The sequence below is a fragment of the Variovorax ginsengisoli genome, from assembly GCF_030486595.1.
In the GTDB taxonomy this organism is placed as follows: Bacteria; Pseudomonadota; Gammaproteobacteria; order Burkholderiales; family Burkholderiaceae_C; genus Variovorax; species Variovorax ginsengisoli_B.
This window is the reverse complement of record NZ_JAUJZH010000001.1, coordinates 46,129-66,651: the sequence shown is the minus strand read 5'-3', so window position 1 is coordinate 66,651 and position 20,523 is coordinate 46,129. Positions and strand designations below refer to the sequence as shown.

The 20,523-nt window shown below is 69.9% G+C and carries 17 protein-coding genes; 8 read left to right on the top strand and 9 right to left on the bottom strand.

All coding sequences use genetic code 11. The features are described 5' to 3' along the window. Positions 1-5 precede the first annotated feature (5 nt). Positions 6-3,563, bottom strand: a complete 3,558-nt coding sequence (locus tag QZH52_RS00300; RefSeq protein ID WP_301802241.1) for a S8 family serine peptidase — start codon at positions 3,561-3,563, stop codon at positions 6-8. Between the two features lie 152 nt (positions 3,564-3,715). Between QZH52_RS00300 and QZH52_RS00295 the strand changes: the two genes are divergently transcribed. Together QZH52_RS00295 and QZH52_RS00290 are read left to right on the top strand one after the other, a co-directional pair. Beyond that, positions 3,716-4,231 (top strand): nucleoside deaminase, encoded by a 516-nt coding sequence (locus QZH52_RS00295; RefSeq protein ID WP_301802238.1) that lies wholly within the window; start codon positions 3,716-3,718, stop codon positions 4,229-4,231. 68 nt (positions 4,232-4,299) lie between these two features. After that, complete coding sequence (locus tag QZH52_RS00290) at positions 4,300-4,821, top strand: DUF3016 domain-containing protein (RefSeq protein ID WP_301802236.1); 522 nt, start codon at positions 4,300-4,302, stop codon at positions 4,819-4,821. A gap of 7 nt (positions 4,822-4,828) precedes the next feature. Here QZH52_RS00290 and QZH52_RS00285 read toward each other — a convergent pair whose 3' ends face one another. Both QZH52_RS00285 and QZH52_RS00280 read right to left on the bottom strand, forming a co-directional pair. Beyond that, positions 4,829-5,242 carry an acyl-CoA thioesterase gene (locus QZH52_RS00285; protein WP_286527789.1) on the bottom strand — a complete coding sequence of 138 codons (414 nt, stop codon included), beginning with the start codon at positions 5,240-5,242 and terminating at the stop codon, positions 4,829-4,831. Positions 5,243-5,274: 32 nt separating this feature from the next. Further along, positions 5,275-6,459 carry a M20 aminoacylase family protein gene (locus QZH52_RS00280; protein WP_301802233.1) on the bottom strand — a complete coding sequence of 395 codons (1,185 nt, stop codon included), beginning with the start codon at positions 6,457-6,459 and terminating at the stop codon, positions 5,275-5,277. Positions 6,460-6,546: 87 nt separating this feature from the next. Here QZH52_RS00280 and QZH52_RS00275 point away from each other — a divergent pair, with 87 nt between their 5' ends. From QZH52_RS00275 to QZH52_RS00250, 6 genes are read left to right on the top strand one after another with little or no spacing between them, the layout of a single operon-like run. Then, positions 6,547-8,151, top strand: coding sequence for an ABC transporter substrate-binding protein (locus QZH52_RS00275; protein WP_301802231.1), 1,605 nt, complete (start codon positions 6,547-6,549; stop codon positions 8,149-8,151). Positions 8,152-8,161: 10 nt separating this feature from the next. Continuing rightward, positions 8,162-9,139: an ABC transporter permease gene (locus tag QZH52_RS00270; protein ID WP_301802230.1), complete on the top strand. Its 978-nt coding sequence runs from the start codon at positions 8,162-8,164 to the stop codon at positions 9,137-9,139. Further along, positions 9,136-10,020 carry an ABC transporter permease gene (locus QZH52_RS00265; protein ID WP_301802228.1) on the top strand — a complete coding sequence of 295 codons (885 nt, stop codon included), beginning with the start codon at positions 9,136-9,138 and terminating at the stop codon, positions 10,018-10,020. Before QZH52_RS00270 ends, QZH52_RS00265 begins: the two co-directional genes overlap by 4 nt. Next, the gene (locus tag QZH52_RS00260; protein WP_301802226.1) at positions 10,017-11,033 is read left to right on the top strand and encodes an ABC transporter ATP-binding protein; all 1,017 of its coding nucleotides are present in this window, start codon (positions 10,017-10,019) and stop codon (positions 11,031-11,033) included. The genes QZH52_RS00265 and QZH52_RS00260 overlap by 4 nt, the downstream gene beginning before the upstream one ends. Continuing rightward, positions 11,030-11,866, top strand: coding sequence for an ATP-binding cassette domain-containing protein (locus QZH52_RS00255; RefSeq protein WP_301802224.1), 837 nt, complete (start codon positions 11,030-11,032; stop codon positions 11,864-11,866). The genes QZH52_RS00260 and QZH52_RS00255 overlap by 4 nt, the downstream gene beginning before the upstream one ends. 2 nt (positions 11,867-11,868) lie before the next feature. Next, positions 11,869-12,564, top strand: a complete 696-nt coding sequence (locus QZH52_RS00250) for a phosphoribosyltransferase (RefSeq protein WP_301802222.1) — start codon at positions 11,869-11,871, stop codon at positions 12,562-12,564. A gap of 7 nt (positions 12,565-12,571) precedes the next feature. Here the strand turns inward: QZH52_RS00250 and QZH52_RS00245 are convergent, their stop codons facing one another. The 6 genes from QZH52_RS00245 to QZH52_RS00220 all read right to left on the bottom strand — a co-directional run bounded on the left by QZH52_RS00245 (position 12,572) and on the right by QZH52_RS00220 (position 20,420). Then, positions 12,572-13,522, bottom strand: coding sequence for a nucleoside hydrolase (locus QZH52_RS00245; protein WP_301802219.1), 951 nt, complete (start codon positions 13,520-13,522; stop codon positions 12,572-12,574). Positions 13,523-13,564: 42 nt separating this feature from the next. Beyond that, positions 13,565-14,866, bottom strand: a complete 1,302-nt coding sequence (locus QZH52_RS00240; protein WP_301802217.1) for a TRAP transporter large permease — start codon at positions 14,864-14,866, stop codon at positions 13,565-13,567. 82 nt (positions 14,867-14,948) lie between these two features. After that, positions 14,949-15,491, bottom strand: a complete 543-nt coding sequence (locus tag QZH52_RS00235; protein ID WP_301802215.1) for a TRAP transporter small permease — start codon at positions 15,489-15,491, stop codon at positions 14,949-14,951. Positions 15,492-15,507: 16 nt separating this feature from the next. After that, entirely contained in the window at positions 15,508-16,554 is a 1,047-nt protein-coding gene (locus tag QZH52_RS00230; protein ID WP_301802213.1) for a TRAP transporter substrate-binding protein, read from the bottom strand. A 96-nt stretch (positions 16,555-16,650) separates the two neighbouring features. After that, complete coding sequence (locus QZH52_RS00225; RefSeq protein WP_301803310.1) at positions 16,651-18,267, bottom strand: indolepyruvate oxidoreductase subunit beta family protein; 1,617 nt, start codon at positions 18,265-18,267, stop codon at positions 16,651-16,653. Beyond that, entirely contained in the window at positions 18,267-20,420 is a 2,154-nt protein-coding gene (locus tag QZH52_RS00220) for a thiamine pyrophosphate-dependent enzyme (protein WP_301802212.1), read from the bottom strand. Before QZH52_RS00220 ends, QZH52_RS00225 begins: the two co-directional genes overlap by 1 nt. Positions 20,421-20,523 lie beyond the last annotated feature (103 nt).

Sequence of the window (20,523 nt, the reverse complement as noted above, 5' to 3'; positions counted from 1 at the left end):
CCGTCTCAGTGGGCGCGATGCAGCAGCGCGAAAGGCTCGGCGTCGTGGGTCGCCAGGCCCGAATAGCTGTTGGGCTGGGTCGCCCGGCGGTCGGCCCACAGCGCCTGCTGTGCCGAGACCCGCGCCGGCTGGTCGACCCGCTTGCGCACCAGGTAGGCGATGGCGCCCTTGCCGATGTCGAACAGCAGGGTGGCGCCGGCGCGGAACACCATGCCGGAGCCGTCGTCGGCATGCAGCGACTGGGTCAGCTCGATCACCAGCTGCGACAGCAGCTGGGCGTCGGGGCCGACGCGGTGCAGCGGGCGGATCGAGTGCACCTCGATGCCGTGCAGCGTGCAGGGCACGGCGGTGCCGTCCGTGCCGGCGAGCGAGACGAGTGCCGGCGCGCCGCGGCGCAGGCCGAGCACCGCGAGCTCCTCGTCGTCGACCACCTCCGGATCGACCAGCCATCCGTGCAGCAGCTCGGCGTTGGCGCGCGCGTCCGTCCAGGCCGCTTCGCGGTCGACCTGCAGGTCCCAGTTCAGCTGCAACGCGGCGAGCTTGCGTTCCAGGCGCGGGAAGGGTGCCGGCGGCGGCTCCCAGGCGATGGTGTCGACCGACAGCGTGCGCACGTTCTCGGGGTAGATGCCGCGCGCCGCGAAGGCCGAGACGAAGGCGACCCGGTAGCCGAGCGGATCGTGATGCACCAGGTCGCGGTCGGCCGTGACCAGCGCCCGCAGGTAGTCGCCGAAAGTGATGTCGACCGGCGGGCAGTAGTCGAGCGCACGGATGCACATGCCGAGGATCTGGCTCGCCACCTTGCTCGCGACCTCGGTCAGCGCATCCACCAGCTGAGCCGGCAGGGCGCCCTCGGGCAGCACTTCCGAGCCATGGGTGGCGAGCCGGATCGGCACCTGCGCACGCCGCGTGTAGATCTTCAGAAAGGCGTCGAAGACCGCCGACACCAGCACCGCGCCGCGCGCGTGGGCCTCGGTCGAGCGCTGGTAGTCGCCCTTGTCGGGCGGGGCCGCGGGCTGCCAGACGTTCTGGCCGGTGGCCTCGTCCCGGACCTCCTTGCCGATCGCCTGGCGCAGCGCGCCATAGTGGCCGGTGGCATTGCCGAACTGCACCGCCAGCTTGGCCAGCAGCGTCGGCTGGAACAGGTCGCCACGGGCCCGGGCGACCGCTTCGCGCAGCGAGTCGCCCATCGAGAAATGCTGGAACAGCGCGACGATGTCGGCGAAGGCTTCGTGGAAGGCCAGCACGTCGGGGTTGGTCGCCTCCCGGAAGCGCCGGTGCAGGCCGTCGAGCAGCGCATGGGTGGTCTCGTGGGCCACGATGTCGTGCGACAGGGCGGTGAAGACGTATTCCGACGGCGCCCCGCTGGTCGCCGCGCTCGACGCGAAGTAGCCGAGCAACAAGGCCTTGCGCTCGGGGCTGTAGTAGGCGTTCTCGGCCCGCAGGGCATGCGGATGGATGCGCAACCGGCGCACGAAGCGCTCGGACTGCGGGCCGGCCCGCGGTGCCCACAGCGCCACCCGGCCCAGCGCTTTCTCGAAATGGTCGATGGTGCGCATGGCGACCGCGTAGACCATCTGCTGGTGGAACTGCGGGTTGGCCTCCGAGGGGCGCAGGCCGTCGGTCGCCAGGAGGCGCGGATCGTCGAGATCGACCGGGGCGTAGCAGCAGCCGCTGGCCGGATCGACGTCGACCACCTCGAGGTATTCGCCGACCGGGCCGGGCTGCAGCTTCGCCTCCCAGCGCACCTCGGCCACGGTCTCGTTGAGGCCGACCGTGTCGAGGTCGCGGCCCAGCGAGGGGTCGTAGGCGTAGATGCGCAGCCGCCGCGCGGCCGGTGTCGGCGGCTGCGGCGCCAGGGCGTGCTGCAGGTGCAGGGCCTCGATGCGGCTCAGCCGCTGCGGCGGGATCGGCAGGCCCGGGTCGGGCGCGGGATGCGACTGCAGGGCCGCCCGCAGCGCCTGCGAGGCCCGCGGATGGTTGCGCAGGGCTTCCAGCACGGCCATCCGTTCGGGCCCGGTGAGCGACAGCGGGTCGACCGCGGGCTCGGGCAGGATGCGCTCGATCGCCGAGCACTGGGACAGCTGCAGGGCCTCCAGCTCCAGCATCGCCTGCGCCGGTGTGGCCTGGGCCTGCAGGCCGAGCCCGGTGAGCACCTTGAACAGCGGGAAGGAGGCGTTGTCGGGCGCCTCCGCCTTCAGTGCGGCTTCGGCCTCGGGCTCGACGGCGAGCGCCTTCACGACCTGCAGGCAGCCGCGCCCGAACCTGACCGGGTCGCCGTCGCCGGCGCTGTCGAACAGCGCCCGGCGCACGGCCTCGACCCGCATCCAGGGCTGCGTGTAGCGGCCGCACGCGGCCTTGTTCTTTTGCAGCCAGGTCGCGGCGGCGGCTGCGATCTGCGGCGTGGCCGCGGAGGTGCCGGCCCCGTCGAGGTCGACCACCGTGCCGCAGCCGAGCTTGGCCCACGGCACGTTCGGCGTGTAGGCCGCCATGGCGGTGCGCATCTTGCTCGCCGGCCCGTAGTTGCCGGCCATCTTCGAGGCCGGCAGGTCGGCGTAGGGCTGGTGGTCGGCCATCACGCCGCAGGCCGCGATGACGCGGTTGAACCGCGCCGGGTAGACGACATGGTGCGTCGGCAGGTTGCCGAAGTTGTTGCCGGCCGCGGCCACCACCACCACCCCGGCCTCGTAGAGCGCGTTGACCGCATCGGCCCAGGCGCTGCTCGCGAGGCCGCCCATGCTCAGCGTCACGACATCGACGGCGGTCGCCGGTGTCGCGCACAGCGCGTGCACATGGTCGAGCGCCTGCGCGATCGCGCTGTTGCGGAACAGCACCACGCGGTCGGCGACGCGCAGCGGCACCACCCGGGCGAACGGAGCCGCCCCGAGGCGGGGCAGGCCGCCGGCTGGTGACCCGGCCAGCAGGCTCAGCGTGCCGGTGCCGTGGCCGAGGTTGTTGAACACGCCCGAGGCCGTGTCGGTGGCGTCCCCGGGCGCCTGGTCGTCGACGAAGTTGCGCTGCAGCGCGGTCTCGAGCAGGGCCGGACGGCTCTGGTGCGCGGGATCGAAGCCGGTGTCCAGGTGGGCGATGCGTACGCGCTGGTCGGCGGGCGGCAGCGTCAGGTCCGCGAGCGCGCGGGCGAACTCCGAATGGCCGTCGTCCTGGTGCCAGAGGGGGTCGTCCGCGCCGGGATAGCCGCTGCTCCCGGTCTTCTGGGCGACGGGCTCGCAAGACGCGGTCAGCGCCAGGGCTTCGGCCTCGGGCGAGCCGGTGATCCAGGATTGGGCGAAGTCCGGTTCGGCGAACTCGGGCAGGGCGGCGCCCGCCAGGCCGAGGCCCTGGGTGACCATCGCGTGGCAGACGTCCCAGGGGTTGCCGGCTTCGAGCGCCAGCGCCGGCTCGACGATGTGCCAGCTGGCGCCGGCCGCCAGTCCCAGCCCGGTCGGGGCGCCGATACTCTGGAACAGCGGCCGGATGCGCAGCGGCACGGCGGCGCCGAACAGCTGCACCGAGGCCTGGCCTGCGGGGGCTCGCATCTTGACGAGAAATCGCTGCGGCTGGGCCATCGGTCTTCCCGCTGGAATGGAGCGATGGTTGTACTCCCTGGCGGGCGCTGCGCCCCTCTGCCAAATGGTCGAGCGAGTCGCCGCGCCGCAACGGCGCTGCCCGTGCAAAAGTAATAGCCTCTGCCTGTCGTCATCCAGGAGTATTCGAAACCATGTCCGGAACAACCCCGCTGCCGCCCCAGGGCCTGCGCCCGACGCACGCGCAGATGCTGCGTCACCTGCGTCGCTCCAACGAGGTGGCGCTACGCGCCGTCGCGCTGGGGCACCATCCCTTCGGTGCCGTGCTGGTCGGCCCCGACCAGGAGACCGTGCTGCTGGAGCAATGCAACATCGACACCGTCAACCACGCCGAGTCCACACTGGCGCGGGTGGCGGCGACCAACTACACGCCCGAATTCCTGTGGGGCTGCACGCTCTACACGGCGGTCGAACCCTGCTGCATGTGTGCCGGAACGGCCTACTGGGCCAACATCGGGCGCGTGGTGTTCGCGATGACCGAGGCCGAGTTGCTGGCGGAGACCGGCAGCCACGCCGAGAACCCGACGATGAGGGTGTCGTCGCGCCATGTCTTCGACCACGGCCAGAAGCCGGTGGAGCTGATCGGCCCGGTCACCGAGATCGCGCAGGAGACGATCGCGATGCAGCGCGCGTTCTGGGCCAACCGCTGACGCAGCGGCCGGGAACCGGGGGCGGCGCCGTCTTGTCCAAAGGGGCCGAACCCCTCGCAGGAGGTGCCATGCCTCGACTGCTCGTTCCCACGCTCGCCGCGCTGCTCGTGGCCGGCGCCTCCGCGCAGGCCACCGCGCCCGCGTTGTCGGTCGTCTTCGTGCATCCGGAGCGCTTCACCGATGCCGCCTACTCGCATCCCAACGGCAGCGAGCCCGAGCGGCTCGAAGTCATGCGCGACGTCCAGCGCCACCTGGTGCAGTTGGCCGAGCGCGGCCTGCCGCCCGGCGACAGCCTGCGCATCGAGGTGCTGAACATCGACCTGGCCGGCTGGTTCGAGCCTTGGCGCTTCCGCCTCCAGACCGGCACCTACATCCGCATCCTGCGCGACATCACCTGGCCGCGGATGCGGCTGCACTACACGCTGACCCGCGGCGACCGCGTGCTGGCCGACGCCGACGACGAGCTGTCCAACCTCAACTACCTCATGACGGTCAATCGCTATTCGCCCACCGATCGGCTGCGTTACGAGAAGGCGATGATGGACGACTGGTTCGACCGGCGCATCGTCGCCCGGGCGTCCCAGGACTGACACCGCCCTATTCGCAGAGCCGACGGATCTCCGGCGGGATCGGCACCGCCCGGATGCCGCCGCCTTCGCGGGCGGCGGCGAAGATGCGAACCTCCTCGCATTCGAGGATCAGGTCCTCGCCGCGCGTCACGCGGTAGGTCTGCACGAAGCTCTTCTCGCGCCACTCGCGGATCGCGGCCGCGATCTGCAGCGTGTCGCCGTAGCTGGCGCTCTTGACGAAGCGGGTGTGGGTGTCGACCAGCGGCGTGCCGATCACGCCCAGCGTGCGCGCCGTTTCCTCCCAGCGCGGCACGCCGCGCTCGGCGAAGAAGTGGCGCGATGCGGCGTCGATCCAGCGGAAGAAGTTGGGGAACCAGACGATGCCGGCGGGGTCGCAGTCGCCGAATTCGACGCGGACGGTGTAGGTGACTTCAGGGTTCATGGTGGTGAGAGTCTATGCATCCTGGACGGCGTTCAACGCAGGTAGGCCTGCACCAGCGACACCCAGTAGCTCGCGGTGCTCGGCAGGATCTCGTCGTTGAAGTCGTAGCCGGTGTTGTGCACCATGCAGCCCGGACCGCCGCCGGGCTTGCCGTCGCCGTTGCCGACGATGAAGTAGCTGCCCGGCACCGCGTCCAGCATGAAGGCGAAATCGTCGCTGGCCTGCAGCGGCGCCATGTCCGGGATCAGCGCCTTCTCGCCCATCGAGGCCAGCGCCACCTGGCGCGCGAAGTCGGTGGCCGCCGTATCGTTCACGCAGGGCGGCATCTTCCATTGGTAGTCCACCACCGCGCTGGCGCCATGCACGGCGGCCTGGCCCTGGGCCATGGCGGTGATGCGCTCGCGCAGGAAGGCGCGCACCTCGGGCCTGCGCGCGCGCACCGACAGCTTGAGTTCGGCGCTGGTCGGAATCACGTTCGGCGCCTTGCCGGCGTTCATCGCGCCCACCGTGACGACCGCCATGTCGTTCGGATCGACCTCGCGCGACACCAGCGTCTGCAGCGCCAGGATCAAGTGCGCCGCGACCATGATCGGGTCGACGGTGGTGTGCGGCATCGCGCCATGGCCGCCCTTGCCCTCGATGGTGATGACGACCGTGTCCGACGAGCTGTAGATGACGCCCGGCAGGAAGCCGAACTGCCCGGCCGGAAAGCCGGGCTCGTTGTGATAGGCATAGACCGCATCGCAGGGGAAGCGTTCGAAGAGACCGTCTTCGACCATCTTCTTCGCGCCCATCAGGCCTTCCTCGGCCGGCTGGAAGATCAGGTTGAGCGTGCCGTCGAAGCCCTTCGCGGCCGCCAGTACCTGGGCCGCCGCGAGCAGGGTGGCGGTGTGGCCGTCGTGACCGCAGGCGTGCATGGCACCCGGTTTCCGGCTGGCCCAGGACAGGCCGGTGGTCTCGGTCATCGGCAGCGCATCCATGTCGGCGCGCAGGCCCAGCCGCTTGCCGCCCTGGCCGAGCCTCAGGGTGCCGACCACGCCGGTGCCGCCCAGGCCGCGGTGCACCGCATAGCCCCAGCGCGCCAGCCGCTGGGCCACCAGGTCACTGGTCTGGAACTCTTCGTAGCCCAGCTCGGGATTGGCATGGATCTGCCGGCGCAGGCCGACCATTTCCTCGGTCGACGCCTGGATGCCTGGGTGGATGGGAACGGAAATCATCGGAGCCGCCTTGATGCTGCAGTGGACTCGCATTTTCCACGCCAATAATGGCGGGCCCATTGGCCTCGAAATTGCTGTTCCAGAACGATGACCGATTCCACCCACGATTCCTCGCCCCTCCCGCTGACCCGCCGCCAGCTGAGCCTGGGCGCGCTGGCCCTGGCCGGCAGCCTCGCCACCTCGCGCTACGGCCGTGCGGCCACCGGCAAGGGCACGGCGGTGCTGGCCATCGACGCCGACCCGCCGACCCTGAACCTCGGCACGACCACCGACTTCGCGGCCGGAGACGTCTCGGCCAAGATCCTCGAAGGCCTGGTGTGGCTGGACCCGCAATACAACCCCAAGCCCTCGCTGGCCACCGCCTGGACGGTCTCGCCCGACGGCAAGACCTACCGCTTCACCTTGCGCCCCGGCGTCAAGTGGCATGACGGCAAGGACTTCACCAGCGCCGACGTCAAGTTCACGCTGCTCGAGGTGGTGGGCAAGCTGCATCCGCGGGCGGCGCCGGTGTTCAAGGGCCTCGGCGTCGAGGTCGACACGCCCGATGCCCTGACCGTGGTGGTGCGGCTGCAGAAGCCGTACGCGCCGCTGCTGTCGCAGATGACGGTGTTCGACGCGCCGATGCTGCCGCGCCACCTCTACGAGGGCAGCAACATCGGCACCAACCCTGCGAACCAGAAGCCGGTCGGCACCGGCCCCTTCAAGTTCGGCGAATGGAAGCGCGGCGCCAGCATCAAGCTGGTGCGCAACGACCAGTACTGGGACGGCGACAAGCCCTTCCTCGAATCGATCATCTTCCAGGTGATTCCGCAGGCGGCCAACCGGGTGCCGGCCCTGCAGACCGGCGAGATCGACGAACTGCTCGACTTCTACACGCCCAAGCCCGAAGTCCCGCGCATCCTGGCCGACAAGAACCTGGCACCGCGCCGCGGCGTGAACATTCCTGCGATCTATTTCCTGATGTTCAACACCCAGTCGCCGCTGTTCTCGAAGATCGAGGCGCGCCATGCGGCGGCGCTGGCGATCGACCGCCAGCGGCTGGTGAAGCAGGCCATGAACGGCATCGCCCGGCCGGGCGCCGGCGCCTTCGGCGACGGCTTCAAGTGGCTCTTCAACGACGAGGTGAGCTACGCGAAGAAGTACCCGCTCGACCCGGCGCGCGCCAAGGCGCTGTTCGAGAAGGCCGGCGCCAAGCCCGGTGGCACGACCTTGCGCATGCCCTTCGACGTCAGCCGCGCGCAGATGCGCGCGCAGTCGCAGATCATCCAGGACAACCTGCGCCAGATCGGCATCGAGGTGAAGCTAGAACCGCTCGAGCGCTCGGTGTACTACGACCGCGTGTTCGCCAAGCGCGACTACGACATGATGCTCGGCTCGTACTTCTCGGCCGGCGACCCGGCCATCGGCTACACCCGCCTGTACAACAGCTACACCGGGACCGCGCCCAACACCAACGCCAGCGGCTATTCGAATCCGAAGGTCGACGATCTGCTCGCCCGGGCCGCGACCGCCACCGACCGCGAGGCCCGCGCCAAGCTCTACAAGGAGCTGCAGGCGATTCTCAACGAGGACCTGCCGACCCTGGTGCTGTTCGACGAGGAAACCGTCGACACGGCGAGCAAGAAGCTCACAGGGGTCTTCCCTGCGCTCGATGCGCGCGATCAGTGGGCCGGCGTCAAGCGTCTGGACTAGTCGTCTCTCGATGTCTTCCTTCATCCTGCGGCGCCTGCTGCATGCGATCCCGCTGCTGCTCGCGGTGGTGGTGCTCAACTTCCTGCTGATCGCCTTCACGCCGGGCGACCCGATCACGCTGTTGGTGGGCGACTTCCCGGCGCCGCCCGAGTACCTCGACCAGATGCGCCGCGAGTTCGGGCTCGACCAGCCGGTGTGGGTCCAGCTGCTGCGCTACCTGGCCAAGGTGGCGCAGGGCGACTTCGGCTATTCGTTCGCCAACCAGCAGCCGGTGTCGACGCTCATCTTCGAACGGCTGGGTGCCACGCTCGAACTCACCCTGAGCGCACTCGCCTTCGCCAGCGTCATGGGCATCTTGTTCGGCGTCGTCGCGGCCCGCGCCGCCACGCGCCCGGGCCGCGGCCTGGTCGACTCGGCGATCCAGGGCGCCTCGTCGGCGGGCTACGCGATTCCCGACTTCTGGCTCGGCCAGCTGCTGATCCTGGTGTTCGCGATCTGGCTGGGATGGTTGCCGTCGCAAGGCAACAACCCGGTGCGCGGCACGCTGCCCGGCTTCGACGGCTTCGTGCAGCACCTGTCCTACCTGGTGCTGCCGGCCCTTGCGCTGTCGCTGCGCTACCTCACGCTGATCACGCGCATCACGCGCGCCGCGATGCTGGAGGTGATGAACGCCGACTTCATCCTGGCTTCGCGCTCGCGCGGCGCCTCCGAGTGGACGGTGGTGGTGGTGCACGCGCTGCGCAATGCCGCGGCGCCGGTGCTCACGGTGATCGGCTACAACGTCGGCTTCGTGCTCGCCGGCTCGGCGCTGATCGAGGCCGTGTTCGCCTGGCCCGGCATCGGGCGGCTGCTCTACGAATCGATCTCCAAGCGCGACTATCCGGTGATGCTGGCGATCCTCCTGATGGTGTCGGTCACGGTGGTGATCGCCAACCTGGTCACCGACATCATCCACCGATGGATCGATCCCCGGATCGAACGCGCATGAGCGACCCGATCACACTGACGATGACGGCCCCCGCGGTGGGCACGCCCTTCCAGAAGGCCGGCTTCCGGCGGCGCCTGCTGCGGCGGCCGACGACGTTGCTCGCGCTGGCCTTCCTCGCGCTGCTGTTCGGGCTGGCCGTGTTCGCGCCGCTGGCCACCGGCCACGACCCGCTCGGCGGCGGCGACAACGCGCTGCTCGAACCGCTGTCGCCGGGCCACTGGCTCGGCACCGACGACCTGGGCCGCGACATCTGGGCCCGGGTGGTCTTCGGCAGCCGCATCTCGCTGACCGTCGGCGTGCTGAGCGCGCTGATCGCGGTGGTCGTCGGCGTCGTCGTCGGCGCGCTGGCGGGCTACTTCGGCGGCTGGCTCGACACCTTGCTGATGCGCATCGCCGAGTTCTTCCAGACGCTGCCGCGCTTCGTGGTGGCGCTGATCGTCATCGCGCTGTTCGGCACCAGCGTGCTGAAGATGATCGTGGTGATCGCGGCGCTCTCCTGGCCGCAGCTGGCGCGGGTGGTGCGGGCCTCGGTGGCCGCGCTGGCGCAATCGCAGTTCGTCGACGCGGCGCGGGTGGCGGGCATGGGCCACGGCGCGATCATCGTGCGTGAGATCCTGCCCAACGTGGCGGCGCCGATCATCGTGCTGGGCTCGCTCGACATCGCGATGGCCATCCTGATCGAGGCCAGCCTGAGCTTCTTCGGCCTCGGCGATCCGAACCACGTGTCCTGGGGCGCGATGCTCAACGACGCCCAGCAGTACCTGCGCAGCGCCTGGTGGATGTCGGCCTTCCCGGGCCTCGCGATCGCGCTCACCGTGCTGTCGTTCAATGTCTTCGGCGACGCGCTCAACGACGCCCTGAATCCGCGAGGCCCGAAATGAGCGATTCGGATCTGCTGCTCGACGTGCGCGGGCTGTCGGTCGACATCGGGCAGGGCGCGGCCGCGCTGCGGGTGGTCAACGACCTGTCGCTCACGGTGCGCCGCGGCGAGGCCGTGGGCCTGGTCGGCGAATCGGGCTCGGGCAAGTCGATGACGGCCTTCGCGCTGATGAACCTCTTTCCGTCGCCGCTGGCGCGGGTGGCCGCCGGGCAGGTCCTGCTCGAAGGCCGCGACCTGGCCCGGCTGCCGGCCGCCGAACTGCGGGCGGTGCGCGGCGCCCGCGTGGGCATGGTGTTCCAGGACCCCACCAGCTACCTCGATCCGCTGATGCCGGTCGGCCGCCAGATCGCCGAGCCGCTGCGCGCTCACGGACGCACCGACGGGTTGGAGGCGCGCGTCCTCGAATTGCTCGACCTGATGGAATTGCCGCACGCCGCACGGGTCGCGCGCCAGTATCCGCACGAACTCTCGGGCGGCATGCGCCAGCGCATCCTGATCGCGAGCGCGCTGGCGATGCGGCCCGCGCTGCTGATCGCCGACGAGCCGACCACGGCGCTCGACGTCACGGTCCAGGCTGAAATCCTGAAGCTGCTGATGCGGCTGCGCAAGGAACTCGACCTCGGCATCCTGCTGATCACGCACGACCTGGCGGTGGTGGCCGAGACCTGCCAGCGGGTCAACGTCATGTACGCCGGCCAGGTGGTCGAGGCCAACGAGGTCGCGCCGCTGTTCGCGGCGCCCCGCCATCCCTACACGCAGGGCCTGCTGGCCAGCATCCTGAGTCCGCAGTCGCGCGCCCATTCGCTGTTCTCGATTCCGGGCAGCGTGCCGATCGCCGGCCACTGGCCCGCAGGCTGCCGCTTTCATCCGCGCTGTCCGATCGCCCGTGCCGGCCTTTGCGACAGTGGCACGCCGGCGCTGCGAACCCGGAGCGCCGGCGCCGACCGCTGCCTGCGCAGCGACGAAGCGCTGGCCGCCGACGCCTGGCAACGCAAAGAGGCTGCGGCATCATGAACGAAGCGACCCCGGTCCTGCTCGAAGCCCGCGAGCTCAGCCGCTTGTTCCCGGTGCGCGCGAGCGGCGGGCTGTTCCGCGCCCGGCAGATGCAGCGCGCGGTCGACCGCGTCTCGATGTCGATCCGCGCCGGCGAGGTGCTCGCCCTGGTCGGCGAAAGCGGCAGCGGCAAGACCACGCTCGGGCGCATGCTGCTGGGCCTCACAGCGCCGAGCGAAGGCACCATCCTCTACAAGGGCATGGACGTCGCGACCCACTCCGGCGAGGCTGCGCGCAGTTTTCGCCGCGAGGTGCAGGTGGTGTTCCAGGACACCGGCGGTTCGCTCAATCCGCGCCGCACCATCGGGCAGAGCGTCGCCCTGCCGCTGACCTGGCACCGCGGACTCGACGCCCGCGCGGCCGCGGTCGAGGTCGATGCGCTGCTGGAGCAGGTCGGCCTCGCGGCCGCGCACTTCCGCCACCGCCTGCCGCACGAACTCTCGGGCGGCCAGCGCCAGCGGGTGGGCATCGCCCGCGCGCTGGCATCGAATCCGGCGCTGATCGTTGCCGACGAGCCGGTGTCGGCGCTCGACGTCTCGGTGCGGGCGCAGATCCTCAAGCTGATGTTCGACCTGCAGCGGGAGCGCCAGCTCGCCTATCTCTTCATCACCCACGACCTCGGCGTGGTGCGCGCCATGGCCGACCGCGTGATGGTGATGCACCAGGGCCGGGTGGTGGAGAGCGGCGATGCGGACGCGGTGCTGAATGCGCCGCGCGACCCCTACACCCAGCGCCTGCTGGCCGCCACGCCGGTGCCCGATCCGTCGCGCCAGCTGGCGCCACAGCGGAGTTGATGATGACCGGGCATTTCACCGAAGCCACCACCGGCCACTGGCAGCGCATCGTCGCGGCCGATGCGGTCGAGCGGCCCGATGCGCCCTGGCGCTTCGGCTATCCGGCCCGCCTGCCGGACGGCCGCGTGCTGATGCTGCCGATCCGGCAGCTTGCGGCCGAGCCGGCGCATGCCGTGGCATCGCTGCTGGTCAACCACGCCTCGCTCGAGGTGGTCGACACGCTGGGCGCCATGCTGGCGCAGCGCCTGGCGCCGCAGGCGCCCGAGCTGGTGATCGGCCTGCCCACGCTGGGGCTCACGCTGGCGCCGGTGGTCGCGCGTGCGCTGGGCCATGCGCGCTATCTCCCGATGGGCTACTCGCGCAAATTCTGGTACGACGAGGCGCTGTCCGCGCCGGTGCACTCGATCACCTCGCCGACGCCGGGCAAGCGCATCTATCTCGACCCCCACCTGCGTCCGCTGATCGAGGGCCGGCGCCTGGTGCTGGTCGACGACGCGGTCAGCACCGGCACCACGCTGCTCGCGGCCTGGGAACTGGTCGAGTCGCTGGGCGGCGATGTGGTGGCCTGCGGGGTCGCGATGCTGCAGGGTCGCCGCTGGGTCGACAAGCTCGGGGCCGAGCGTGCCGCGCGGGTGGTCGGCGTGTTCGAGAGTCCGCTGCTGAAGGCCGTGCCCGACGGCTGGGTGCTGCGGGACTAGCGCGGGTTCATCGCGCGGCGCGCGCGAGGGCGTCCAGCACCACGCGCCGCAGCTGGGTCTCGTCGGCCACGCTGGCCACCTGCGCGTTGGCCGCCGCGCGCCTGGGCACCCGCCACTCGACCACGGTCATGCCGCGGGTGTGCTCGCCCTTGCATTCGGCCACCAGGTGGGCCGGCCTGAAGCTCATTCCGTGGGGCGCCACCAGCGCCGCGGCGGCCGTCGGGTCGTAGAGCGACATCGGCAACGTGCCCGCCGGGCTCGCGATGCGCACATAGCCGAGCAGCAGGTCGGCCAGCAGCTCGGCCTTGTCGGTGCCGACGGCACGCAGGGCCTCGGCGTCGGCCGCATGCACGCGCACCTGCCTGCAGGCATCGAGGCCGACCATATGCAGCGCCACGCCGGCGTCGAGCAGCGCATTGATCGACTCCGGGTCGACCGCCGCATTGAATTCGGCAGCCGCCGTGTGGTTGCCCGACCCGGCGCTGCCGCCCATCCACATCAGCTGGCCGATGCGCGTTGCCAATTCGGGGCGGCGCTGCAGTACGCGCGCGATGTTGGTGAGCGGCCCGAGCGCAAGCAGCGTGACCGGCTGGTCCGCGGCCGAGAGATGGTCGATCAGCGCGGCCACCGCGTCGCTCGATGCCAGCGGGGCGCGCGTCCGCGGCAGGCTGCGGCCGGCCGAGGCCATGGCGTCCGCGCCGAGGATGTTCTGCGCCGTGACCAGTTCGCCGACCAGCGGACCGTCGCTGCCGGCGTGGATCGGAAAGTCCCAGCCGAAGCAGGCGGCCGAGCGCAAGGCGTTGTCGATCACCACCTCGAGCGGCGCGTTGCCCGCCACCAGCGACATGCCGTCGACCCGCCAGGGCGGCGTCTGCGTGACCGTGAGCACGGCCGCCAGATCGTCGAAGCCCATGTCGGTGTCGATCCAGGCGGAAGTCGGTGCGTTTGAAGGATGCATGCGAGATTGTGTCGCCTGCCCGGCCCTGGCTGGCCGGCGTCGTCAACCCATCTTGGTCGGCAGCCAGAGCGCGATGATCGGGAACGCGATCAGGATCACCAGCCGCAGGATGTCGGTCAGGATGAAGGGCAGCACGCCCTTGAAGATGGTCGTGAAGCTGACGTCCTTGACCACGCTCTTGATGACGAAGACGTTCATGCCCACCGGCGGATGGATCAGCCCGAGCTCGACCGTCATCACGATGATGACGCCGAACCAGATCGGATCGAAGCCCAGGTGGACGATCACCGGGAAGATGATCGGCACGGTGAGGATGATCATCGCCATCGCGTCCATCAGGCAGCCGAGCACCAGGTACATCAGCATGATCAGCGCCAGCACGCCGTAGCGGCCGATGCCCAGGCTGGTGAGAAATTCGGTGAGCTTCTGCGGGCTCTGCGTGATGGTGAGGAAATAGCCGAACAGCAGGGCGCCGATCAGCACCGTGAAGACCGCCGCCGCGGTGCGGGTGGCCGACAGCAGCGCCTCGCGGATCTTCGGGCCGTCGAGCTTGCGGCGCAGCAGGCCGAGGATGAAGGCGCCGCTGGCGCCGACGCCGCCGGCCTCGGTCGGCGTGAAGAAGCCGCCGTACAGGCCGCCGATCACGAAGACGAAAAGCACCAGGGGCGCCCAGACGTTCTTCAGGTCGGCCAGCCGCTCGGCCCAGGGCCGGAGCTGGCCGGCGGGCAGCCAGTCGGGCCGCACCCGCACGATGATCGCGATGGTCATCACGTACATCGCCATCGCCAGGATGCCCGGCACGATGCCGGCCATGAAGAGCTTGCCGATGTCCTGCTGCGTGAGGATGGCGTAGACCGCGAGCACGGTCGACGGCGGCAGGATGGCACCCAGCGTGCCGCCGGCCGCGATCACGCCGGTCGAGAACGACTGCGGGTAGTTGAAGCGCCGCATCTCCGGATAGGCCACGGCCGAGAAGGTGGCGGCGGTGGCCACCGACGAGCCGCAGATCGCCGCGAAGCCGCCGCAGGCCAGCACGGTGGCCACGCCGAGCCCGCCGCGCAGATGGCCGATCATCGAGTTCGCGGCCTTGAACAGCTCGCGGCTGACCCCCGACACCGACACCAGCGCGCCCATCAGCATGAACATCGGGATGACGCCGAAGGTGTAGTCGGTCACCGTGCGCATCGAGGTCTGGCCGACCAGCTTGAGCGCCGGGCCGGGGCCGACGATCCAGGCGTAGCCGGTGACGCCGACCAGGCCCATCGCCATGCCGACCGGCACGCGCAGCAGCATCAGTGCGAAGAGAACAACAAAGCCGAGAACGGCGATCGCATCAGTGCTCATGATGCCCCCACGCTTGCCACTTCGTGTACTGCGCTGCCCCCCGAGGGGGCGCGAGCTTGCTTGGGGCGGCCCGGCGCGGCGCTCATTCGTCAGCTTTCATTTCGGGCTTGGTCTCTTCGAGCAATTCGGGATGGAAGATCAGTCGGTACGTGCGGATCGCGATCAGCACCACGGCCGAGACGTCGCCGAGCCAAGCGACCGCGTAGAAGGGCCAGGTCGGGATGTTCATGTCGTAGGTCAGCACGTTGTCGACATAGGTGCCGCGCACCTTGTCGAACAGCATGGCGGTCTGCACCGCGACCACGAACAGCAGCACCAGCGTCGCGAAGACGTCGATCCAGCGCTTCATGCGCGGCCCGGCGGCGGTCCAGACCAGGTCGACCGTGATGTGGCCACCGCGGTAGCTGGTGGCCGCGATGCCCCAGAAGATCAGGATGCCCAGCAGCATCCGGCCGAAGTCGTAGGAGTCGGGGATCGAGGTGTTGAAGAACTTGCGCAGCACCACCGCCAGGAAGATGTTGAGCGCGACGATCCCCACGAACATGGCGGCCAGCCACTCGATGGAATTGATCATCCGGTCCATGACCCCCACGCGGGGTCGGGTCGGCGCGGCTGCGTCGTTCATTCGAACCCCGCCCGGCTCAGAGCGCCGACTTGTTCTTGGCCAGGCTGGCCTTGAGCGCGTCCATCACGGCCTTCGGGTCCTGGCTCACCTTTTTCACGCCCTCGGCCCATTGCGCCTCGCCGGGCGCCGTGGCCTTGCGCCAGGCGTCGAGCTGCTCGGGCGTGAGCTTGTAGATCTCGTGGCCCGCCTGGCCGGCGATCTTGGCGCGGCCCGCGAACTCGAAGTCGGCCCACGGCGTGGCGACCTTCTCGGCCCATTCGCTGGTGCAGTGGTCGTCGATGACCTTCTTCTGCGCCGGCGACATGCTGTCGTACTTGCTCTGGTTCATGGCCCAGACGAAAGGCGTGACGTAGAGCGGCACGTCCATGTGGTAGCTGACCACCTTGTCGATGCCGAACAGGCCGATCGAGCCCCACGGGAAAGTGATCGCGTCGGCCACGCCGCGCTCCAGCATGTCGCGCGACTCGGGCGCCGACGCCTGCACGTTGGTGCCGCCCAGCGAGGTGACCATCTGGCCGATGGTGCTCGTGGCGGGGCGGATCTTCATGCCCTTGATGTCGGTCGGGAGCGTGATCTTCTTGCGCGCGTGGAAGGTGCCCGGGTCGTGCACGAAGGCGAAGCAGAACTTCACGTCCTTCATCTCCTTCGCCGCGTAGGAGCGGTACCATTCGTCGATGGCGGCCGAGCCGCCCTTGCCGTTGGCGAACAGGAAGGGCAGCGACGCGCCGGCCATGATCGGGAAGCGGCCCGGCTGGTAGCCCGGGTTGATGTAGGCGAAGTCGGCAATGCCGTCGCGCGCCATGTCGTAGTGGTCGAAGGCCTTGCCGAGCTGCTCCGACGGGAACAGCGTCGCGGTGATGGTGCCGTTCGAGGCCTTCTTGATGTCGTCGGCCCAGGCCTGCAGCGACGGATTGAGCGGATGCTGCGCCGGCACCCAGCTCGACATCTTGAGGTTGACCGGCTTGTCCTGTGCATGAACGGCACCGGCTGCCAGTGCCAGCGTGGCCGAAAGTGCCAGCACGGCGCGGCCGGTGGCCGAAGTCATGAAGCGGATAGGGGTCATGGGATGTGTCTCCTTGCGGGTGTTGTCGGATCGGGAAGCTCGGCGCGGTGCGAATCGGTTATTTTTTATAAGAATCGACGCACCGTGAATCGGCATTTACCTTGATTGGGCGGGCGTGGCGCCGGCCTGCGGCTTGCGCTTCATCCATCGAATCGGCTGCGCGACCACCGGCCGCGGCGGCGCGCCGTGGCGCACCAGCGCCGCGTCGAGCGCCTTGCCGGCCTCGTCCGCCAGCGCGGCTTCGCGCGCTGCCGCGATCGCCGTGGCGCGCGCGGCCGGCGAGCCGTCGGGCAGCGGTGCCGTCGCCAGGTGGTCGATCACGTGCAGCAGGTTGGCCTTGCCGCGCTCGTTGGTGCTGCCGTAGCCCTTGATGAGGCGGCCGCAGAGCGCGATCTCGTGGCCCAGTCGCCAGTCGCTGCGAGTGCCGGCGACCACGGCGTCGAGCCAGCGGGCGATCAGCGCTTGCTCCTCGGCGAAGCGGCTGCCGCGCTTGCGCAGCCAGCGCAGCGACGCCAGCAGCCGCAGCGAGGCCATGCCGATCACCGAATGGCTGCCGACCTTCAGCGGCATCGCCCAGGGCGTCGAACGGCGCCGGTCCCAGGCGGTCACGCGATGCGCCAGCGGGGCCGGCAACAGCGCCGCGAACTCGGGCGCTCCGGGCTTGAAGTGGTCGTACACCTTGACGATGTCGTCGTCGCCGGCCTTGACCTCGCCGCGCACGCGGAGCGCCCGGCTGGCGCGGCTCTTGAGTTCGGCCACCCGCACGATGTCGTCGAAGGCCATCCACAAGGCCAGCCAGCGCGCCATCTCCCGCGTGGTGGAGTAGCCGTGGGCGGCTGCCGGATCGGCCGCGCGCTCGGCGGCCAGCACCTGGGCCAGGCGCTCGACATAGAGCGCGGCGTAGGCGGCGTCCTGGTAGTCGAGCACCCGCGCATGGCCGAGCGCGAGCAGGTCGTGCATCGGCGCCGGGAACCGGGCGGCCACGGCCGGCGGCAGCGGCGTCGGCAGCGCGCGCTCGCCGCTCGCGCTGTCCAGCAGGCGGGTCACCATGGCGGCCTGCTCTCGCGGCGCGTTGACTGCTTCGAAGGCGGCATCGAAGCCGCGCAGGCTGGCGGCAGCCATCTTGCTCGGCTTGTCGACTTCGCCGCCCCGCACCGCTCGCTCGAAGGCCGCGCGCGGGAACGGGAACAGTGCACTGCCGGCGATCGCGCCGAGCATCACGGCACTGACCACCGTGCCGGCCTCGCGTGCCGCGGCCCCCATGTCGAACACGTGGTGCTCGCGGCTGAAGGCCTTGACCACTTCGAGCAGCCGGCCGGCATCGGCGCGGCCATCGCCGGGCTGCATGCGCTCGGCGGTGGTCAGGGTGCGGGCCGAGGAGGTGATGACCAGCGTGCGCTCGGACGCGCTCATGCCGTTGCCGATCTGGCGCGTGGTCTCGAGCAGTTCGGACGAGACGATGGCGTCGAGCGCGCCCGGCACCGGACTCAGGCTGAACACCGGTCGGCGGCCGCCGAGCTCGGCCAGCGGCACCGGGAAGACCTCGACGTAGTAGGTGGTGGCACCGGTGCGCTGCGCCACGCCGGGGATCGAGGTGCTCTGCGCCGCGTAGCCCGCATGGCGCGCGGCATCGACCAGCCATTCGGTCAGCACGCCGCCGCCTTCGCCGCCGAGGGCGCAGATGAGCAGGGTGGTGGGTTGGGTGCGGTTCATCATGCGGGTTGGAGAAGTCGGACGAATGCGCCGCGCAGTCCGTGCAGCAGGCGTTCGTGCCATTTCGGGTTCTGCACCACCTCGGCGCGGTAGAAGCTCGGGCACAGCGTGGCGGCATGGGCGTTGGCGCCGCACAGGCCGCAGCCCACGCAGCCGTCGATCACGACCGCCACCGGATCGACCTTGAGCGGGTCCGGGTTGTCCTTGATCGTCAACGTCGGGCAGCCCGACAGGCGGATGCAGGCATGGTCGCCGTTGCAGACATCCTCGTCGACGCCGTACTTCACGCGCACCACCCGCTCGCCTCTCTTGAGCAGGCTGGCGATCCACGGCTTGATGCGGCGCTGCCGCTCGAGCTGGCATTCGCCCTCGGCGACGATCACCTTGAGGCCGTTGAAGTCGCTGGTGAAGGCGTCATTGAGCGTCTTGCGCATCTTGTCGACGTCGTAGGTGTGGACCGTGTGCAGCCACTGCACGCCCAGGCCCCTGAGCGTGGCCTCGATGGTCTGGTTCTTGTCGACCAGGCTCTGCTGCTTGTCGACCGCGCGCTCCTTGACCTCGTCGTCGGGCGTGGAGATGATGTCCTGCGTACCGGTGGCCGAGGTGTAGCCGTTCTTGAAGATCAGCAGCACCGCATCGTCGCCGTTGAAGAGTGCGCTTTGCACGCCCGTGAGAAGGCCGTTGTGCCAGAAGCCGCCGTCGCCCATGATCGACAGCGCCCGCCGCTGCATCATCGGCGACACGCCGGCGCGGCTCGCCAGGCTCATGCCGTAGCCGAGGATCGAATGCCCCATCGAGAACGGCTCGAAGGTGCCGAAGGCATGGCAGCCGATGTCGGCCGCGATGTGGACCGGGCCGCTGTCCTGCTGGGCCAGCTTGAGCGCTGCGAACACCGGCCGCTCGGGGCAGCCGATGCAGAAGCTCGGCGGCCGAATGGGCAGCGGGGCGTCGAGCCGGGTCGCGACCGCGGCGCGGCGGTCGATGTTGCCCGCCAGCCAGGTGCGGGCCGAGCCGTGCGCATGGTCCGGCAGGTAGCGCTCGGCGAAGCGGCCGACGCCGGTGGCCAGCACCTCGACGCCGTATTCGCCGGCGGCCGGCAGCATGTCGCAGCCGTGCAGCGGCGTCTGGATGTCGCGCCGGCGCAGCAAGGTCGCGATCTCCTGCTCGATGTATTCGGGCTGCCCCTCTTCGACCACCAGCACCGCGCGCTTGCCGACGCAGAAATCCGCCACTTCCTCGGGCACCAGCGGATAGGCGACATTGAGCACCAGCAGCGGGACATCGGTGGCGCCGAAGGCATCCGCCAGGCCGAGTTGCTGCAGGCTGCGGATGAGCGCGTTGTAGAGACCGCCCTGCACCACGATGCCGAGGTCGGCATGCGTGCCCGGGATCAGTTCGTTGAGCTTGTGCTCGGCGATGTAGCGGCGCGCGGCCGGCAGCCGCTCCTCGCCCTTGAGCTTCTCGTGGCGGAAGGTGACGGGCGGATGCGCGAGCCGCATGTAGTCGAAGCCGGCCGGCTCCGCCATGAGTGCACGGGTCGAGATGGCGGGCGGCAGGTTGTCCCTGCATTCGAAGCTGCCGCGCACGTGGCAGGTGCGGATGCGCAGCTCCATCATGCAGGGCATGTTGGAGAACTCCGACAGCCGGAAGCCGTGCTCGACCATGTCCACCATCACGCCGAGGTCGGGCCGCGGGTCGAGCAGGCACATGCTGGACTTGAGCGCGTAGGCATGCGTGCGCTCCTGGATCACCGAGGCGCCTTCGCCGTAGTCCTCGCCGACCACGATCAGCACGCCGCCCTTGACGCCCGGCGACGACAGGTTGGACAGCGCGTCGGCCGCCACGTTGGTGCCGACGATCGACTTCCAGGTGACGGCGCCGCGCAGCGGATAGTGGATCGAGGCGCCGAGCATGGCCGCCGCCGAGGCTTCGTTGGAACAGGCCTCGACGTGCACGCCGAGTTCGTCCATGTAGGGCTTGGCCTGCACCATGACGTCGAGCAGGTGGGACACCGGCGCGCCCTGGTAGCCGCCGACGTAGGCCACGCCGGACTGCAGCAGTGCCTTGGTGATCGCGAGGATGCCCTCGCCGTGAAAGGTGTCGCCGGCACCGAGGCGCAGGGCCTCGATTTCCTTGCTGAATGAAACTTCCAAGAGACGGATTCCTGTTTGCCGGAGGGCTGGGGTGGCGGGGGCAGAGCGGCGCCGGGGTCGGCTCACCGGCCGGCCGCCAGTGTCGCGGGGCGGTCAGCAGTCA

Coding starts and splice junctions, on each gene's coding strand:
- QZH52_RS00300 (WP_301802241.1), bottom strand. CDS start 3,563: ATGGCCCAGCCGCAGCGATTTCTCGTCAAGATGCGAGCCCCCGCAGGC.
- QZH52_RS00295 (WP_301802238.1), top strand. CDS start 3,716: ATGTCCGGAACAACCCCGCTGCCGCCCCAGGGCCTGCGCCCGACGCAC.
- QZH52_RS00290 (WP_301802236.1), top strand. CDS start 4,300: ATGCCTCGACTGCTCGTTCCCACGCTCGCCGCGCTGCTCGTGGCCGGC.
- QZH52_RS00285 (WP_286527789.1), bottom strand. CDS start 5,242: ATGAACCCTGAAGTCACCTACACCGTCCGCGTCGAATTCGGCGACTGC.
- QZH52_RS00280 (WP_301802233.1), bottom strand. CDS start 6,459: ATGATTTCCGTTCCCATCCACCCAGGCATCCAGGCGTCGACCGAGGAA.
- QZH52_RS00275 (WP_301802231.1), top strand. CDS start 6,547: ATGACCGATTCCACCCACGATTCCTCGCCCCTCCCGCTGACCCGCCGC.
- QZH52_RS00270 (WP_301802230.1), top strand. CDS start 8,162: ATGTCTTCCTTCATCCTGCGGCGCCTGCTGCATGCGATCCCGCTGCTG.
- QZH52_RS00265 (WP_301802228.1), top strand. CDS start 9,136: ATGAGCGACCCGATCACACTGACGATGACGGCCCCCGCGGTGGGCACG.
- QZH52_RS00260 (WP_301802226.1), top strand. CDS start 10,017: ATGAGCGATTCGGATCTGCTGCTCGACGTGCGCGGGCTGTCGGTCGAC.
- QZH52_RS00255 (WP_301802224.1), top strand. CDS start 11,030: ATGAACGAAGCGACCCCGGTCCTGCTCGAAGCCCGCGAGCTCAGCCGC.
- QZH52_RS00250 (WP_301802222.1), top strand. CDS start 11,869: ATGACCGGGCATTTCACCGAAGCCACCACCGGCCACTGGCAGCGCATC.
- QZH52_RS00245 (WP_301802219.1), bottom strand. CDS start 13,522: ATGCATCCTTCAAACGCACCGACTTCCGCCTGGATCGACACCGACATG.
- QZH52_RS00240 (WP_301802217.1), bottom strand. CDS start 14,866: ATGAGCACTGATGCGATCGCCGTTCTCGGCTTTGTTGTTCTCTTCGCA.
- QZH52_RS00235 (WP_301802215.1), bottom strand. CDS start 15,491: ATGAACGACGCAGCCGCGCCGACCCGACCCCGCGTGGGGGTCATGGAC.
- QZH52_RS00230 (WP_301802213.1), bottom strand. CDS start 16,554: ATGACCCCTATCCGCTTCATGACTTCGGCCACCGGCCGCGCCGTGCTG.
- QZH52_RS00225 (WP_301803310.1), bottom strand. CDS start 18,267: ATGAACCGCACCCAACCCACCACCCTGCTCATCTGCGCCCTCGGCGGC.